The sequence below is a fragment of the Streptomyces cyaneochromogenes genome (assembly GCF_003963535.1).
Taxonomy (GTDB): Bacteria; Actinomycetota; Actinomycetes; order Streptomycetales; family Streptomycetaceae; genus Streptomyces; species Streptomyces shaanxiensis.
Map to the genome: position 1 here is coordinate 6,691,025 of NZ_CP034539.1, position 16,440 is coordinate 6,707,464.

A 16,440-nucleotide genomic window follows, 5' to 3' on the forward strand; every position below is an offset into this window, starting at 1 on the left:
TCTCTGAGGTGTCCGCCCGTATCACCGATCCCGATCAGCTCAAGGAGCTCCTCGGCATCCCGTTCACTCCGGAGCAGACGGCCTGCATCATCGCGCCGCCCGCCCCGCAGGTGATCGTGGCCGGAGCCGGATCGGGCAAGACGACGGTGATGGCGGCCCGCGTGGTGTGGCTGGTCGGTACAGGCCAGGTCGCCCCCGAACAGGTCCTCGGCCTGACCTTCACCAACAAGGCCGCCGGTGAACTCGCCGAGCGTGTCCGCAAGGCGCTCGTCAAGGCCGGCGTCACCGACCCCGACGTCATCGACCCGGACAACCCGCCGGGCGAGCCGGTGATCTCGACGTACCACGCCTTCGCGGGCCGCCTGCTGACCGACCACGGCCTGCGCATCGGCCTCGAACCGACCTCCCGGCTGCTCGCCGACGCCACCCGCTACCAGCTCGCCGCGCGCGTGTTGCGCGAGGCCCCGGGCCCGTACCCGGCCCTCACCCGCTCCTTCGCGGACCTGGTCAGCGACCTCCTCAACCTCGACGCCGAGCTCGCCGAACACCTCGTACGGCCCGAGGCCCTGCGGGCGTACGACGCCGAGCTGCTGCTCACTCTCCAGGGCACCAGGCTCAGCAACGCCGATCTGCGCAAGGTCCCCGAGACGGCCGCGGCGCGCCGCGAGCTCGCCGAGCTGGTGGTCCGCTACCGGGCGGCCAAGCGCGAGCGCGACCTCCTCGACTTCGGAGACCAGATCGCGCTCTCGGCACGGCTCGCCCGGATCTCCGAGGTGGGCCGCATCCTGCGCGACGAGTTCCGCGTGGTCCTCCTGGACGAGTACCAGGACACGTCCGTCGCCCAACGCGTCCTCCTGGCGGGCCTGTTCGGGGACGGCACCGGTCACCCCGTGACCGCCGTGGGCGACCCCTGCCAGGCGATCTACGGCTGGCGCGGTGCCTCCGTCGCCAACCTCGACGACTTCCCCGAGCACTTCGCCCACGCCGACGGCCGCCCCGCCGCCCGCCAGGCGCTCAGCGAGAACCGCCGCAGCGGCGGCCGCCTCCTCGACCTCGCCAACGGCCTCGCGGAGCCTCTGCGCGCCATGCACGCGGGCGTGGAGGCCCTCCGGCCGGCCCCCGGAGCAGAGCGCGACGGCACCGTCCGCTGCGCGCTGCTGCCCACCCACGCCGAGGAGATGGACTGGATCGCCGACTCCATCGCCCATCTCGTGAACACCGGGAAGGCACCGGGCGAGATCGCCGTGCTCTGCCGAACGGCGACCGACTTCGCCGAGATCCAGGGCGCGCTCGTCGCCCGGGACGTCCCCGTCGAGGTGGTCGGTCTGTCCGGGCTGCTCCATCTGCCTGAGGTCGCCGACCTTGTCGCGGTCTGCGAGGTGCTCCAGGATCCCGGTGCCAACGCCGCCCTGGTCCGCCTGCTGACCGGCCCGCGCTGGCGCATCGGCCCGCGCGACCTCGCCCTCCTGGGGCGTCGCGCACGGCTGCTGGTGTCCCACGCGCGCGTGGAGGGCGACGACGACCCGGACCGTCGGCTCGCCGAGGCGGTCGAGGGCGTCGACCCGGCCGAGGTGATCTCGCTCGCGGACGCACTCGACACGTTCCTGGAGACGCCGCTGGACGGCGACAGGGACGACGACGGCCTGCCCTTCTCGCCGGACGCGCGCGTACGGTTCGCCCGCCTGGCCACCGAACTGCGCGACCTGCGCCGCTCCCTGTCCGACCCGCTGATGGACGTCCTGCACCGCGTCCTGGCCGTCACCGGCCTGGAAGTGGAGCTCTCGGCGTCCCCGCACGCCCTGGCCGCCCGCCGCCGCGAGACCCTGTCGAACTTCCTCGACATCGCCGCCTCGTTCGCCGCCGGCGACAACGAGGCGACCCTGCTCGCCTTCCTCGCCTTCCTGCGCACCGCCGCCCAGTACGAGAAGGGCCTCGACAACGCCCTCCCCGGCGGCGAGAACACCGTCAAGGTGCTCACCGCGCACAAGTCCAAGGGCCTGGAGTGGGACGTCGTAGCCGTCCCCGGCCTGGTCACCGGCGCCTTCCCCAGCACCAAGGGGCGCGAGAAGTGGACCGCCCAGGCCAAGGTGCTGCCGCACGAGCTGCGCGGTGACGCCGACACGCTCCCCGACGTCACCTCCTGGGACTCCCGAGGTCTGAAGACCTTCCAGGAGGACATGAAGGACCACCAGCACACCGAGGAACTCCGCCTCGGCTACGTCACCTTCACCCGCCCCCGCTCCCTGCTCCTCGGCTCCGGCCACTGGTGGGGCCCCAGCCAGAAGAAGCCACGCGGACCCTCCGACTTCCTGCGGGCCCTGTACGACCACTGCGTGGCCGGCTACGGCGAGATCGAGGCCTGGGCCGACGAGCCCGCCGAGGACGAGGAGAACCCGGCCCTGCACCGGGAGAACGCCGACCAGGTGTGGCCCCTGCCCCTCGACGAGCCCGCCCTGGCCCGACGACGCGCGGCCGCGGAGGCCGTCCTGGCCCACCTGGAGAACCTCACCTCCGACGAGGACGGCCACCCCGCCGCGACGCACGACCCGGACACGTACGACGACCCGGACTGGCCTCCGCCACCGGACGACGAGGTGTTCAGCGACGAGCTCACCGAGGAGGACTCCGGCGACTGGGACTCCTGGACCACCGACCGCCCCGACCGCCCGGCCATCCCGCATCAGGCGACGTCCCCGGAACCACCCGCCGAACCCCTCGCCCGCCCCCACCTCACGGAACCGGACTCCCTCACCCCGGAAGAGGCCCGGACCATCGCCTCCTGGGACCGCGACCTCGACGCCCTCACCGGGGAGCTCCTGCGCGCCCGCGCGAGCGTCACGGACGTACCCCTGCCCGCGTCGCTGACCGCGTCCCAGCTGCTGCGCCTGGCCGCCGACCCGGACGGACTCGCGCAGGAACTCGCGCGCCCCATGCCGCGCCCCCCACAACCCGCCGCACGCCAGGGCACCCGATTCCACGCCTGGGTCGAGGCCCGCTTCGAAGAGCTGACGCTGCCCATGCTGGAGCCGGAGGACCTGCCCGGCAGCGAGACCGAGATCGCCGACGAACGCGACCTGGAAGCCCTCAAGGACGCCTTCGAGCGCACCGAGTACGCGCACCGCACGCCGTACCGGGTCGAGGCCCCCTTCCAGCTCGCGATCGCCAGCCGTGTCGTACGGGGCCGTATCGACGCCGTCTACAAGGAGGGCGACGGCGACGGGGCGACGTACGAGATCGTCGACTGGAAGACCAACCGCGCCCGAACCGCCGACCCGCTCCAGCTAGCCCTCTACCGGCTCGCGTGGGCCGAGCAGCAGGGTGTGCCCCTGGAGTCGGTCAACGCCGTGTTCCTGTACGTCCGCGACGGCGAGGTCGTGCGCCCGGAGGTCCTGCCGGACCGGGCGGCACTGGAACGGCTGCTGACCGAGGAGCCGGTCGCGGAGGCGAACTGTGAGGAACCGCCCAACCAGGATGTCGGTGCGGGCCGATAGGCTCGTGACCATGAGCCAGACCCCGGACAGCGCCGTCCGCACGTACATCGAGCAGCATCGCGCCGCCTTCCTCGACGAGCTCGCCGAGTGGCTGCGCATCCCGTCCGTGTCGGCCCAGCCGGACCACGCTCCCGATGTACGCCGCAGCGCCGACTGGCTCGCCGCCAAGCTCAAGGAGACCGGCTTCCCGACCGCCGAGGTCTGGCCGACGCCGGGCGCGCCCGCCGTCTTCGCCGAGTGGCCCTCCGACGACCCCGAGGCGCCCACGGTGCTCGTCTACGGCCACCATGACGTGCAGCCCGCCGCCCGCGAGGACGGCTGGGACAGCGAGCCCTTCGACCCCGTCGTCCGCGAAGGACGCCTCTACGCGCGCGGGGCGGCCGACGACAAGGGCCAGGTGTTCTTCCACACACTCGGTGTCCGCGCCCACCTCGCCACCACCGGCCGCACCGCCCCGGCCGTCAACCTCAAGCTACTGATCGAGGGCGAGGAGGAGTCCGGTTCACCGCACTTCCGCGCGCTCGTCGAGGAGCACGCCGAGCGGCTCGCGGCCGACGCCGTGATCGTGTCCGACACCGGCATGTGGTCCGAGGACACCCCCACCGTGTGCACCGGCATGCGCGGCCTCGCCGAGTGCGAGGTCCATCTGCACGGCCCCGACCAGGACGTCCACTCCGGCTCCTTCGGCGGAGCGGTCCCCAACCCGGCGACCGCCGCCGCCCGCCTGGTCGCCGCCCTGCACGACGAGCACGCGCGCGTGGCGATCCCGGGCTTCTACGACGGCGTCGTCGACCTGACCGACCGCGAGCGCGAGCTCTTCGCCGAGCTGCCCTTCGACGAGCAGCAGTGGCTGCGCACCGCCAAGTCGTACGCCACCCACGGCGAGGCCGGGCACACCACCCTGGAGCGCATCTGGGCCCGCCCCACCGCCGAGGTCAACGGCATCGGCGGCGGTTACCAGGGCCCCGGCAGCAAGACGATCATCCCGTCCTCCGCCATGGTGAAGCTCTCCTTCCGGCTGGTCGCGGGGCAGGACCCCGACCACATCGAGAAGGCCGTCCGCGCCTGGGTGGCCGACCAGGTTCCCGCCGGAATCCGCTGCGAGATCACCTTCAGCGGGGCCACGCGCCCGTGCCTGACGCCCCTGGACCACCCCGCCCTGCAGTCCGTCGTACGCGCCATGGGCCGCGCCTTCGAGCGCCCGGTCCGCTTCACGCGCGAGGGCGGCTCGGGGCCCGCGGCCGACCTCCAGGACGTCCTCGGGGCGCCCGTGCTCTTCCTCGGCATCTCCGTCCCCTCCGACGGCTGGCACGCCCCGAACGAGAAGGTCGAGCTGGCCCTGCTCCTCAAGGGTGTCGAGACCACCGCGTACTTGTGGGGCGATCTCGCCGCGAGCTGGCGCCATGCGCCCTGAGTCATCGAGGCCGTCCGGGGCGGCGCCGCGCGCGGGGCACACTGAAAAGGCCGCCCCGCACCGGCGAGCCCTACCGCACCCGGCCGCCTCCCGTCCTACGTCCCGCCGATCCGCCCGCCGAAGTACACCGTTTCACTGGGGGAGTTGGAAGCACCCGTGACCACCTGGACCGACCACACCGCCGACCGACCCATCTCCCTCACCGCCCCCAGCGGCATCGACCGCGCCGCACACCACCGGCTCGACGAGGCCTGGCTCGCGGCGGCGTGGAGCCACCCCACGACCCGCTGCTTCGTGGTCTCCGGCGGTCAGGTCCTCATCGACGAGACGGCTGACGGGCGCACCGAACTCGTCATGACCCCCTCCTTCGAGGCTCCCCTCACCGAGGCGCACCGCTACTTCCTCGGTATCGACGAGGACGGCGTCAGCTACTTCGCCCTGCAGAAGGACGCGCTGCCCGGCCGTATCGACCAGTCCGCGCGCGCGGCCGGCCTGCGCGAGGCGGGCCTGCTGCTGTCGCCGCGCGACGTGGGCCTGATGGTGCACGCCGTCGGCCTGGAGAACTGGCAGCGCACCCATCGCTTCTGCTCCCGCTGCGGTGAGCGCACCGTGATCGCAGCCGCCGGCCACATCCGCCGCTGCTCGGCCTGCGGCGCCGAGCACTACCCGCGCACCGACCCCGCCGTGATCATGGCCGTCACCGACGAGGACGACCGCATCCTCCTCGGCCGCCAGGTCCACTGGCCCGAGGGCCGCTTCTCGACGCTCGCCGGCTTCGTCGAGCCCGGCGAGTCCATCGAGCAGACGGTGCGCCGCGAGGTCTACGAGGAGGTCGGCGTCTGCGTCGGCCAGGTCGAGTACGTCGCCAGCCAGCCCTGGCCGTTCCCGTCCAGCCTCATGCTGGGTTTCATGGCCCGGGCCACCTCCACCGAGGTCGACGTCGACGGCGACGAGATCCACGAGGCCCGCTGGTTCTCCCGCGAGGAACTGCGCGCCGCCTTCGAATCCGGCGAGGTCCTGCCGCCGTACGGCATCTCGATCGCGGCCCGCCTGATCGAGCTCTGGTACGGCAAGCCGCTGCCGACACGCAGCGTCTGAGGGGTCGGGCATGCCCGACCCGTACTGGAACCACAACGTCCACTACCACCGCGTAGTACTCGCCGCCGTCCCGGACGGCTGCCGCGCGGCGCTGGACGTGGGGTGCGGGGACGGGCTGCTCGCCCGCAAGCTCGCGACGAAGGCCGCGTCCGTGACGGGCGTGGACCGCTCACCGGAGATGATCCGGCAGGCACGCGCACAGACACGCGGGAACATCACGTTCCTGGAGGCGGACTACCTCGACGGGGCGACCCTCCCCGAGGGCAAGTACGACTTCATCAGCGCGGTCGCCGTCGTGCACCACGCGCGGTTCGAGGACGCGGTCGGCGCCCTGGTGCGGCTGCTCGCCCCGGGCGGCCGACTGGTGATCGTCGGCATGGCCTACAACAAGACCGCCCTGGACTGGGTGATCAGTGGCTGCGGTGTGCCTCCGAGCATGCTCACCAGATGGCTGAGGGGCGGCAAGAGGGGCCCGGCCGCAATGCCCGTCCAGGACTCGGCCATGCACTGGGGCGAGGCTCGCAGGGCCGCGCGGAGCCTGCTGCCCGGCTGCCGCTTCCGGCGCCGGCTGCTGTGGCGGTACACGCTGGAGTGGGACGCCCCGGACACCCCCGCCCCGGACGTACGGCAGGAAGGCGGCCCCTGAAGTGCCTCAGGGACCGCCTTCCGACAACCGCGCCCGCGCAGCGGTTACGCGCTGATCTTCTGCTTCACCTGCGCCAGCGACGGGTTCGTCAGCGTGGAACCGTCCGCGAAGAGCACCGTCGGGACCGTCTGGTTTCCGCCATTCGCCTTCTCGACGAACGCGGCGGACGCGGGGTCGTGCTCGATGTTGATCTCGGTGTACGCGATGCCCTCGCGGTCCAGCTGCTTCTTCAGCCGCTGGCAGTAACCGCACCACGTCGTGCTGTACATCGTCACAGTGCCCTGCATGTCTCGCGCGCTCCTTTGATGGCTCGGGGAACAGATCGTCCAGTGGAGGAACGTACGCGACCGGAGCGCCATTCCCGCCTGGGGTATGCCCGGCCACGTGACGCCTGCCGCATTAGTACGACTATCAAGGCCTGCCTGTGGACAACCGGCACAGCCGTCTCCGGCGACCTGGCAGCATGGCCGTGTGACAGCAGCAACGCACTCCACCCTCTTCCCGCAGGCACCGGACTCTGCCGACGCGGTGCTCGAAGGGCTCGACCCCGAGCAGCGCGAGGTGGCCACCGCCCTGCACGGACCGGTGTGCGTGCTCGCGGGCGCAGGCACGGGCAAGACCCGGGCCATCACCCACCGCATCGCCTACGGGGTGCGCGCCGGAATCCTCCAGCCCTCCAGCGTGCTCGCCGTCACCTTCACCAACCGCGCCGCCGGAGAGATGCGCGGCCGGCTGCGCCAGCTCGGCGCCGCCGGGGTACAGGCCCGCACCTTCCACTCGGCCGCCCTGCGCCAGCTCCAGTACTTCTGGCCGAAAGCGATCGGTGGCTCCATGCCCCGGCTCGTCGACCGCAAGATCCAGCTCGTCGCCGACGCGGCCGCCGCCTGCCGCATCCGCCTCGACCGGGGCGAGCTGCGGGACGTCACCGCCGAGATCGAGTGGTCCAAGGTCACCCAGACGGTCCCCGCCGACTACGCCCTCGCCGCCGCCAAGGCCGGCCGTGAAGCCCCCCGCGACGCGGCCGAGACCGCCCAGATCTACAACGTCTACGAGGACCTCAAGCGGGACCGCTCGGTCATCGACTTCGAGGACGTCCTGCTGCTCACCGTCGGCATCCTGCAGGACCGGCACGACATCGCCGACCAGGTCCGCTCCCAGTACCAGCACTTCGTGGTCGACGAGTACCAGGACGTCAGCCCGCTCCAGCAGCGCCTGCTCGAGCTGTGGCTCGGTGAGCGGGACAACCTGTGCGTGGTCGGCGACGCCAGCCAGACGATCTACTCGTTCACAGGAGCAACACCCGACCACCTGCTCGACTTCCGCACCCGCCACCCCGGCGCCACCGTCGTCAAGCTGGTCCGCGACTACCGCTCCACGCCCCAGGTCGTCCACCTTGCCAACGGCCTGCTCGCCCAGGCCCGGGGCCGCGCGGCCGACCATCGTCTGGAGCTGATCTCCCAGCGCACCCCCGGCCCCGAACCCGTCTACTGCGAGTACACCGACGAGCCCGCCGAGGCAGAGGGCGCCGCCCGTCGCATTCGGGAACTCATGGGTTCCGGCGTCCCGGCCAGCGAGATCGCCATCCTGTTCCGCACGAACTCCCAGTCCGAGACCTACGAGCAGGCCCTCGCCGACGCGGGCATTCCCTACCAGCTGAGAGGCGCCGAGCGGTTCTTCGACCGACCCGAGGTGCGCAAGGCGGGCATCGCCCTGCGCGGCGCGGCGCGCTTCGGCGGCAACGACTCGCTCCTCGACGACGCCGTCGACCTGCCCTCGCAGGTACGTGCCGTGCTGTCGGGAGAGGGCTGGACCACCGAGCCCCCGGCCGGCTCCGGCGCCGTCAGAGAGCGCTGGGAGTCCCTGGCCGCCCTGGTGAACCTCGCCCAGGACTTCGCCGCCGCCAGACCCGGAGCCACCCTCGCCGACCTCGTCGCGGAACTCGACGAGCGGGCGAACGCCCAGCACGCCCCGACGGTCCAGGGCGTCACCCTCGCCTCCCTGCACTCGGCCAAGGGCCTGGAGTGGGACGTCGTCTTCCTGGTCGGCGTCGCCGAGGGCATGATGCCGATCACCTACGCGAAGACCGACGAGCAGGTCGAGGAGGAACGCCGTCTCCTCTACGTCGGCGTCACGCGGGCCCGGGAGCACCTCCACGTCTCCTGGGCGCTCACCCGCGCGCCCGGCGGCCGGGCCAACCGCCGCCCCAGCCGCTTCCTCGACGGCCTGCGCCCCGGTTCGACCGCCACCGCCTCCCGCACCGCAGCCGGCAACGCGGGAGGCATCGAGCGCGGGTTCACGAGCAGGCCGGAAGCCGTCACCCCGAGACGCACCCAGCGCACCCCGGCCCGCTGCCGCGTCTGCGGACGCACCCTCACCGACGCCGGCGAGATGAAGCTGATGCGCTGCGAGGACTGCCCCTCCGACATGGACGAGGGTCTCTACGAACGCCTCCGCGAGTGGCGCGGGGTCCAGGCGCGGCTCAGCGGGCAACCGGACTTCTGTGTCTTCACGGACAGGACCCTGATGGCCATCGCCGAGGCGGAGCCCACGAGTCCGGTTGAGCTTTCCCGCATCCCTGGTGTCCTCAAGCGCAAGCTCGAGCGATACGGAGCCGATGTGCTGGCCATCTGCGCAGGCCAGGAGCTTGAGGAGGGCGTCGAGGGGGAATGATGCGAACTCGTCGAAAAAATAGTTTGCGCATGCCCCAGCAATCCCCATAGGTTCTTAGCCACGGGAACGGAGGCCTTCTCGGAGGCCCCAATTCCGTGTTCTACTTGCATACCCGTCGGACTGGTTCACCCCAGTCCCCAGAGACGCCGAGAGGAGGCGAGTCCAGTGATCAGCATCAACAGCAGCTCCATCAGCACCGTCAAAATGACCGATCGCTCGGTCGTCGCTTCCCTGTGCATGCTCGGCGCCTCGAACCAGGGCACCGGTCTGTCCGGCATCCGTGCCGTGCGTCCGGCGTCCTCCGTGTCTCTCGCGGGCCTTCCCGTTCGGGAGCGCAATGAGCGACCGACCAAGGCACTGGAAGCGGCAGTAACGGCAAAGGCGCAGGCCTATGCCTTTACGGCGACCGGTGCCGGAATCCGGACGACGCAGCACCACCAGATGTGGGCCTTCCGTGGGCCAGAACCCTGGAGTGATCCAGCCTGACAGTCGATCAGGCCGGCGCCTTCAGGGCCGCGGAACCCCATCCGGGATCCGCGGCCCTTCTGTTTGTCCCCCGACAGGGATGACGGAGCGAAGGGGCCTCGGGCAAGGAAAGACCCGGTACCAGCCGCCACCCGGCCCAACAGGGCCGGAACGAACAGACGAGGAAGACCAACCGTGCAACTCGAAGCGCACGCCCCGTCCGTACCGCCTTCAGATGTGATCCCCAAGCCCGGCCTCACGGAGGACTCCACCTTGACTCCGCTCACTGCGCTCACCGCGCTCGACGACGCCATCGAGAACCTCGGCGTACCCGTCCCCTGCCGCTCCTACGACCCGGAGGTCTTCTTCGCCGAGTCGCCGGCGGACGTCGAGTACGCCAAGTCCCTCTGCCGCACCTGCCCGCTGATCGAGGCCTGCCTCGCCGGCGCCAAGGAGCGGCGTGAGCCCTGGGGCGTCTGGGGTGGCGAGCTGTTCGTCCAGGGTGTTGTCGTCGCCCGGAAGCGGCCGCGTGGTCGCCCGCGCAAGAACCCGGTCACGGCATGAACACCGCAGGAACGATCGACCGTCCCCTCACGCACGACCCCCAGAAGCAGGCCCCGATGAAGCCGTCCACCCGCGAACTCGCAGGCTCCGCGCCTGAAGACTTCACCACGAATGGCGCGAACGACTCGCGTCAGAACAGGAACCGAGAGATGCAACTCATCCAAGAAGCCCTGGCACGTGCGCATATGCACGAGCGACACCATGAGGCCGAGCAGGAACGCCGGGCCATGCGCCTGGCGACCGCTCGCCGCATGCAGCGCCGGGCCGAGCGTGCCTCGCTGCGCGCCCGCCGTGCGCTCGCCATGGCGGTCATGCAGTAACCGACCACACCGCCAGACGGTGGCCTCCCGAGCCGGGAGGCGGTAGCTCCCCGCGGGGGCCGGTCCGTACGAACGGACCGGCCCCCGCGGTGCGTTGTACCCGCAGATCCGGCGGTGACGGCGCTATCGTCGCGGAGTGACGAGTCTTCCCGGAGGCAGTGACAACGGCGGCTCCGCCACGGAGCCCGAGCCTCTCGTGTGCGCCCGCTGCGGCACCCGGGCCGAGGCACCGCAGCCCACCTGGACCTGCTCCGTGGAGAACGGCGTCCGCCACTACTTCTGCGACACCTGCTCCCGGGAGAACCTCAGAGCGATCGAGGGGCGACTGGACTCGGCCTGGTGGTAGCTCCGCTCACGCCTCCGCCGCCGACTCGTCCTCGTCCGTCAGTTCCTCCGGTGCGAACCCCGGCAGCCACTCCTCCAGCTCCTCGCGCAGCCGTACGGTCGCGCCCAGCTGGCACAGGACGCCGATTGTGCTCAACGTCACGCGGTGGATGAGGAGATAGGCCGGGGGCAGATTGAGCTGCTTGCCCAGTTGGTAGGCGGGGGAGCGAGGGTCGGCGACGCGGGCGGCCTGACTGCGCATCCAGCCGCGGGTGAAGGTGAACTCGTCGACCTGAGCCGGTTCGATGATCGGCAGGAGGTAGTCGAGGACGGCGTTGGGGTCCAGCTCTATTGACTCCTTGACGAAGCCCTCGGCGCAGAGCAGTTCGTAGACGGTGTCCGCCTCGCCGTCCAGGGTCATCCGCAGGGAGTCGCCGATGGGGGTCGGCAGGCCGCCCGGGAGGCGGTCGACCGTGCCGAAGTCCAGGACGCCGAGCCGCCAGTCGTCCTCGCCGTCGGGGCCTCCCGGCAGGAGGCGGAAGTTGCCGGGGTGCGGGTCGGCGTGCAGGAGGCCGGTGCGGGCCGGGCCGGAGAAGAGGAAGCGGGCCAGGAGCTGACCGGCGCGATCACGCTGCTCCTGGGTGCCGTCCGAGATCACCTCCGAGAGCGGCACGCCCTCGATCCACTCGGTGACGAGGACCTGGTCGCAGTGGTGGACCACCGCCGGCACGACGACGTCCGGGTCGTCGGCAAACTCCTCGGCGTGCGCCTGCTGGGCCTGTGCCTCCAGGCCGTAGTCCAGTTCCTCGGAGACCCGGTCCTTGAGCTCCGCGATCAGTGGTTTGATGTCCATGCCGGGGATCAGCGGACCCAACAGCCGGGCGAAACGGCTCAGTTGGTTCAGGTCGGAGAGCAGAGCCTCGCCGGCTCCCGGGTACTGCACCTTGACCGCCACCTCACGGCCGTCGTGCCACACGCCCCGGTGCACCTGGCCGATCGAGGCCGCCGCGGCGGGCTTGTCCTCGAACTCCAGGAACAGGTCGTGCCAGTCCTCGCCGAGCCGCTCCGCCAGCACCGTGTGCACGGTGCGCGTCGGCATCGGGGGCGCCGCCTCCTGAAGCTTCGTGAGCGCCGCGCGGTAGGGGCCGGCGATCTCCTCGGGCAGGGCCGACTCGAACACGGACAGGGCTTGGCCGAACTTCATCGCGCCGCCCTTGAGCTCGCCGAGCACCTTGAACATCTGCTCGGCGGTGCGCTGCTGCAGCTCACGGCCGACGATCTCCGCGGACTCGCCGACGATCCGCTTGCCCAGTCCCCAGGTCGCCCGCCCGGCGAAGCCGAGCGGAAGCGCGGCGAGCTTGGCGGTTCGCGTGACCGCCTTGCGGGGAAGATCAGACATGCGCCCTCCAGGTCCCAGCCGGCCGCTTCGCGTCCGCCTTACGGCTCAACTCATCCGACGGCCGTTGCTCCGCCATTGTCTCGTGCGACTCCTCGTCCTCGGAGGGGTGTTCTCCCTCACCTTTCTCCGCGGCGCCGCAGGGGCATGCCGCATGCGCCCACACCGGCCGGGCATGCCAGCTCAAACCGGGCAGGGACACTTCCCAGCGTGCACCCGCGCTAGACGGAACGTGGCCATCCAGGAAGGCGAGGGCGTGTGCGGCCGTCAGGCCGGCGACCGTGGTGGCCAGCGCGAGATCGCAGGGCGGCACGCGGCGCACCCGACCGGAGCCCGAGCGCCACTGGGCGATCAGGCGGGGCCAGGCAGGGTCCCGGTCGGCGCGCCCCTGGTCGAGGCAGCCGGCGCAGCCGGTCTCGCCGGGCAGGACGAGCGGGCCGACGATCCCGGTTCCCTCCACGACGCCGGCGTAGAGATGGGGCGTACCGGAAGTGATGAGGGCTTCGGCGGCGGACGGGGAGGGCGCGTGCACGGCGACGTCGTCGCGCGGGGCGATGATCACCAGGGAGTGGCCGGTGCTGTCCTCCCCGGAGGAGGGACGGGGCCCGCGGCGCGGTGGGCGGTCGGGTGCCGAGCGGCGTGCGGCCCGTCGCGCCGCCTCGTCCCTGCGGTCGCCGATCGCCTCGGCGGGCAGCCCCCCGGGGCCCACGTCCCAGGGCTCGACACGGCCGACGTCGCGTACGTCGATCTCGCCGACCCCCGCGCCCGACAGCAGCGAGGCCACCAGAGCACCCACCCGTCCGGCACCCCTGATCTGCACGCGCAGTGAGCGGCGGGCGGCCAGGCGGCCGATCGCATCGCCCGGCTCGGACGTGGTCAGGGACAGGGAGGCCAGGTCGGGGCGCAGCCGGTCCAGGACTCCCTCTTTGCTGCGCAGGGCGTCGGCGGCCGGGCCGCCGCCCTTTGCGTCGTCGAGCAGTCCGGCCCGCGCCAGTCGCCGCACCAGCCCGTCGACATGACCGTCCGGCAGATCCATCCGGCGGCCCTCTTCACGCAGCAGCTCCAGACCGCGGGTGCCGTTGAGCAGGTCGAGAAAACTGCCCGTCGCTGTGTCCATCGGGCCCACTGTCATCGCGTGTGCCGGAGTCATCCCGAACTGCACGGTGTTGAGGTCGCGCCAGCCTCGCTTGAGCGCGGGCTTCACCAGCGGAGCCAGCGGGGCCATCGAATCAGTCGAATGCCCGCCGCAGGCGGATGAATCTGATTTACCTGCCGAATATGTCGAACGCTCTGAACCTGCCGGACTTGCCGAACCCGCCGAAACCATCGCATGCATGAACAGGCCCCCGTAGCCGTCGTTGAACGTCCCCGTGTGCCGGTGGAGCTCGGTCACAGCTCCGCCGACGACTGTCAGCATGCCCCGGCGCGGCGCCCGGCGTCGAAAGTTGTCCACAGGTGGTGGATATTCGTCGTACAAATCAAACGCATGGTGGGGGGATCGGCATCGAACCGTCCCGGAGGCGGGACTTCCCCCATGTGCAGCGGGTAACGTCGGGGCGTGTCCGCCGACCCACTGCACCGCGCCGGAACCCCACAGCGCAGTACGACGAGCCCGCCGCAGAGCGGCTCGAAGGCGAGCGCGATCGAGGTCCGCAGGAGCGCCCGGCGCCGCCGGACGGTCTCGGCATACCGCGAGGGCGATCGCACCGTCGTGCTCATCCCTGCCCGGATGTCCGAGGCCGAGGAGCAGCGCTGGGTGAACGTCATGCTCGACAAACTGGCCGCCCAGGAGAGCAAGCAGGTGCTGGGCGACGCCGAACTGGCCGAACGCGCCGAGCAGTTGTCGGCTCAGTACCTCGACGCCCGCGCGCGGCCCAGCTCGGTGCGCTGGGTCACCAACCAGAACACCCGCTGGGGCTCGTGCACTCCGGCCGAGGGCAGCATCCGTCTCTCGCACCGTCTGCAGGGCATGCCCGAGTACGTCGTCGACTACGTCCTTCTCCACGAACTCGCGCATCTCCTGGTGCCCGGTCACGGGCCCCGCTTCTGGCGGCTGCTGGATCCTTATCCCCGCACCGAGCGGGCGAAGGGCTATCTGGAGGGCGTGGTCGCCGCCGAGCGGCTGCCCCATGTGCCGGGTGCGCGCGGCGAGTGACCGCGCCCTGAGGCACCAGGGAGGCACCCCCTGAGACGCCTCCGGAGGCAGTCCTTCCGGTCCGGCCGGACGGGGGTTGTGTACCGGGTCTGTACCGGCTTCGTCCGATGTCCGAGTTTGCCGTTAGCCTGGCGCGACGCACTCGCACTCGGGATGGGGGACGGTCGTTACGCATGGCCAGGGAATTCCAACGCGGCCACAAGGCCAGGATCAGTGACCTCACCGCGGGCACGGATCTGTACGTAGGTGTGCAGATCTCGGCCCCGGGGCTGACCTTCGACATCAGCTGCTTCGGTCTCGACGCCGACGAACGGCTCTCGGACGACCGCTACTTCGTCTTCTTCAACCAGCCGAAGTCCCCCGAGGAGAGCATCCAGCTCCTCGGCACCCAGGCCGGTGACACGGAGTCCTTCCGGGTCACGCTCGACAAGATCCCCCCGCAGATCCACAAGCTGTCCTTCACGGCGACGATCGACGGCGCCGGACAGATGTCGCAGGTCGGCCCCGGGTACATCCGGATCGTCGCCGGCGGCGAGGAGGTGGCCCGGTACGCCTTCAACGGCTCGGAGTTCTCCACCGAACGCGCCGTCATGCTGGGCGACTTCTATCTGAAGGACGTCTGGCGGTTCGCCGCGGTCGGACAGGGCTTCGACGGCGGCCTCGACGCGCTGCTGAGGAACTTCGGCGGCGAGGTCGCCGAGGAGGAGGCGCCCGCCGCCCCGCAGCAGCCGCAGACCGGGGCGGCTCCCGGCTTCGCCCCGCCGGCCCAGGCCGCCGCGCCGCCCGCGTTCGGTGCCCCCGCCGCACCTGCTCCGGCTCCCGCCCCGGCTCCCGCACCACAGCCCGCCGCGCAGGGCTTCGCGCCCCCGCCGGGCGCCACCCCGCCGCCTCCGGCCCCGGCCCCCGCGCCGTCGGTGCACGCCCAGCCCACCATCGTCGCGCCGATGACGCCGCCCGGCGGCACCCCGCCGCCTCCCGCCCCGGCGCCCGCGCCCTACGGCCAGCCGACCCCGCCTCCGGGCTACGGCCAGCCCGGTCAGCAGGCCCCGTACGGCCAGGCTCCCACCGCCCCGCCGCCTCCCGGCTACCCCCAGCCCCAGGCCCCGCAGGCCCCGACCCCGCCGCCCGGATACGGCCAGCCGACGCCGCCCCCGGGCTACGGCCAGGTCCCGGGCCAGCAGGCCCCCTACGGAGCCCCTCAGGGCGCCCCGCAAGGCGCACCCCAGGGCCCCGGTGTCGCCGCGGCGCTCCAGCAGTTCAAGGAGACGCCCACCGGCCAGCGCTGGACGCAGCAGAACAAGAAGCTGGTCCGGGTCGACCTCGGCATCGGCGGACATCCCGTGCTCGCCCGGCAGGGCAGCATGGTGCTCTACCAGGGCAAGGTCGACTTCAGCTACAAGGGCGCCGGGTTCGCCGGCCGGATCGTGGGCAACGCGACCGGCCAGGAGATGCAGCTGATGCGCTGCACCGGCCAGGGCCAGGTGTTCCTCGCCGAGAACTCCACGATGCTGCACCCCATCGAGCTCCAGGGCGACGGCATCTGTGTCTCCGCCGAGAACGTCCTCGCCTTCGACGAGAGCCTCCAGTACGAGGTCCGCCGCATCGAGGGCCACGGCATCCCCGGCGGCGCGCTGTTCACGATGCAGTTCACAGGCACCGGCACGATCGTCGTCAAGACCCACGGCACGCCCGTGGTGCTGCCGGTCACACCCACGACGTTCGCCGACTGCAACGCCGTCGTCGCCTGGTCGGCCGCCTCCCAGGTGGTCGTCTCCAGCCAGGTACGCATGCGCCGCAACGCCTACCCCGGCGACACCGGAGAGAGCGTCAACCTCCAGTTCCGCGGCGCGCCCGGCAACTTCATCGTCGTCCAGCCGTACGAGATCTGAGGGAGAGC

General features: G+C 71.6%; 14 protein-coding genes. 11 read left to right on the forward strand and 3 right to left on the reverse strand.

Annotated features, from left to right (window positions below; genetic code table 11):
- Window positions 1-8 precede the first annotated feature (8 nt).
- From EJ357_RS30580 to EJ357_RS30595, 4 genes are all read left to right on the forward strand, one after another.
- Complete coding sequence (locus tag EJ357_RS30580) at window positions 9-3,491, forward strand: ATP-dependent DNA helicase (RefSeq protein WP_126394921.1); 3,483 nt, start codon at window positions 9-11, stop codon at window positions 3,489-3,491.
- A gap of 10 nt (window positions 3,492-3,501) precedes the next feature.
- Complete coding sequence (locus EJ357_RS30585) at window positions 3,502-4,905, forward strand: dipeptidase (protein WP_126394922.1); 1,404 nt, start codon at window positions 3,502-3,504, stop codon at window positions 4,903-4,905.
- 156 nt (window positions 4,906-5,061) lie between these two features.
- Window positions 5,062-6,003 (forward strand): NAD(+) diphosphatase, encoded by a 942-nt coding sequence (gene nudC / locus EJ357_RS30590; protein ID WP_175647586.1) that lies wholly within the window; start codon window positions 5,062-5,064, stop codon window positions 6,001-6,003.
- Window positions 6,004-6,013: 10 nt separating this feature from the next.
- Window positions 6,014-6,649, forward strand: coding sequence for a class I SAM-dependent methyltransferase (locus tag EJ357_RS30595; protein ID WP_126394923.1), 636 nt, complete (start codon window positions 6,014-6,016; stop codon window positions 6,647-6,649).
- A 44-nt stretch (window positions 6,650-6,693) separates the two neighbouring features.
- Here EJ357_RS30595 and EJ357_RS30600 read toward each other — a convergent pair whose 3' ends face one another.
- Window positions 6,694-6,936 carry a mycoredoxin gene (locus EJ357_RS30600; protein ID WP_126394924.1) on the reverse strand — a complete coding sequence of 81 codons (243 nt, stop codon included), beginning with the start codon at window positions 6,934-6,936 and terminating at the stop codon, window positions 6,694-6,696.
- A 184-nt stretch (window positions 6,937-7,120) separates the two neighbouring features.
- Between EJ357_RS30600 and EJ357_RS30605 the strand changes: the two genes are divergently transcribed.
- The 5 genes from EJ357_RS30605 (at window position 7,121) to EJ357_RS30625 (ending at window position 11,014) form a co-directional block, all read left to right on the forward strand.
- Complete coding sequence (locus EJ357_RS30605) at window positions 7,121-9,319, forward strand: ATP-dependent DNA helicase UvrD2 (RefSeq protein WP_175647587.1); 2,199 nt, start codon at window positions 7,121-7,123, stop codon at window positions 9,317-9,319.
- Between the two features lie 165 nt (window positions 9,320-9,484).
- Window positions 9,485-9,805, forward strand: coding sequence for a hypothetical protein (locus tag EJ357_RS30610; RefSeq protein WP_175647588.1), 321 nt, complete (start codon window positions 9,485-9,487; stop codon window positions 9,803-9,805).
- Between the two features lie 174 nt (window positions 9,806-9,979).
- The gene (locus EJ357_RS30615) at window positions 9,980-10,348 is read left to right on the forward strand and encodes a WhiB family transcriptional regulator (RefSeq protein WP_126394927.1); all 369 of its coding nucleotides are present in this window, start codon (window positions 9,980-9,982) and stop codon (window positions 10,346-10,348) included.
- A complete protein-coding gene (locus EJ357_RS30620) occupies window positions 10,345-10,668 on the forward strand; it encodes a hypothetical protein (protein WP_126394928.1) in 324 nt (107 codons plus the stop codon). Before EJ357_RS30615 ends, EJ357_RS30620 begins: the two co-directional genes overlap by 4 nt.
- Window positions 10,669-10,804: 136 nt before the next feature.
- Complete coding sequence (locus tag EJ357_RS30625) at window positions 10,805-11,014, forward strand: hypothetical protein (RefSeq protein WP_126394929.1); 210 nt, start codon at window positions 10,805-10,807, stop codon at window positions 11,012-11,014.
- Between the two features lie 6 nt (window positions 11,015-11,020).
- Here EJ357_RS30625 and EJ357_RS30630 read toward each other — a convergent pair whose 3' ends face one another.
- The gene (locus EJ357_RS30630; protein ID WP_126394930.1) at window positions 11,021-12,391 is read right to left on the reverse strand and encodes an ABC1 kinase family protein; all 1,371 of its coding nucleotides are present in this window, start codon (window positions 12,389-12,391) and stop codon (window positions 11,021-11,023) included.
- The gene (locus EJ357_RS30635) at window positions 12,384-13,604 is read right to left on the reverse strand and encodes a TOMM precursor leader peptide-binding protein (RefSeq protein ID WP_145978909.1); all 1,221 of its coding nucleotides are present in this window, start codon (window positions 13,602-13,604) and stop codon (window positions 12,384-12,386) included. Before EJ357_RS30635 ends, EJ357_RS30630 begins: the two co-directional genes overlap by 8 nt.
- A 342-nt stretch (window positions 13,605-13,946) precedes the next feature.
- Between EJ357_RS30635 and EJ357_RS30640 the strand changes: the two genes are divergently transcribed.
- Window positions 13,947-14,543 (forward strand): M48 metallopeptidase family protein, encoded by a 597-nt coding sequence (locus EJ357_RS30640; RefSeq protein WP_126394931.1) that lies wholly within the window; start codon window positions 13,947-13,949, stop codon window positions 14,541-14,543.
- A gap of 173 nt (window positions 14,544-14,716) precedes the next feature.
- Window positions 14,717-16,432, forward strand: coding sequence for a TerD family protein (locus EJ357_RS30645; protein WP_126394932.1), 1,716 nt, complete (start codon window positions 14,717-14,719; stop codon window positions 16,430-16,432).
- Window positions 16,433-16,440: the final 8 nt, after the last annotated feature.

Coding starts and splice junctions, on each gene's coding strand:
- EJ357_RS30585 (WP_126394922.1), top strand. CDS start 3,502: ATGAGCCAGACCCCGGACAGCGCCGTCCGCACGTACATCGAGCAGCAT.
- EJ357_RS30595 (WP_126394923.1), top strand. CDS start 6,014: ATGCCCGACCCGTACTGGAACCACAACGTCCACTACCACCGCGTAGTA.
- EJ357_RS30600 (WP_126394924.1), bottom strand. CDS start 6,936: ATGCAGGGCACTGTGACGATGTACAGCACGACGTGGTGCGGTTACTGC.
- EJ357_RS30620 (WP_126394928.1), top strand. CDS start 10,345: ATGAACACCGCAGGAACGATCGACCGTCCCCTCACGCACGACCCCCAG.
- EJ357_RS30630 (WP_126394930.1), bottom strand. CDS start 12,391: ATGTCTGATCTTCCCCGCAAGGCGGTCACGCGAACCGCCAAGCTCGCC.
- EJ357_RS30645 (WP_126394932.1), top strand. CDS start 14,717: ATGGCCAGGGAATTCCAACGCGGCCACAAGGCCAGGATCAGTGACCTC.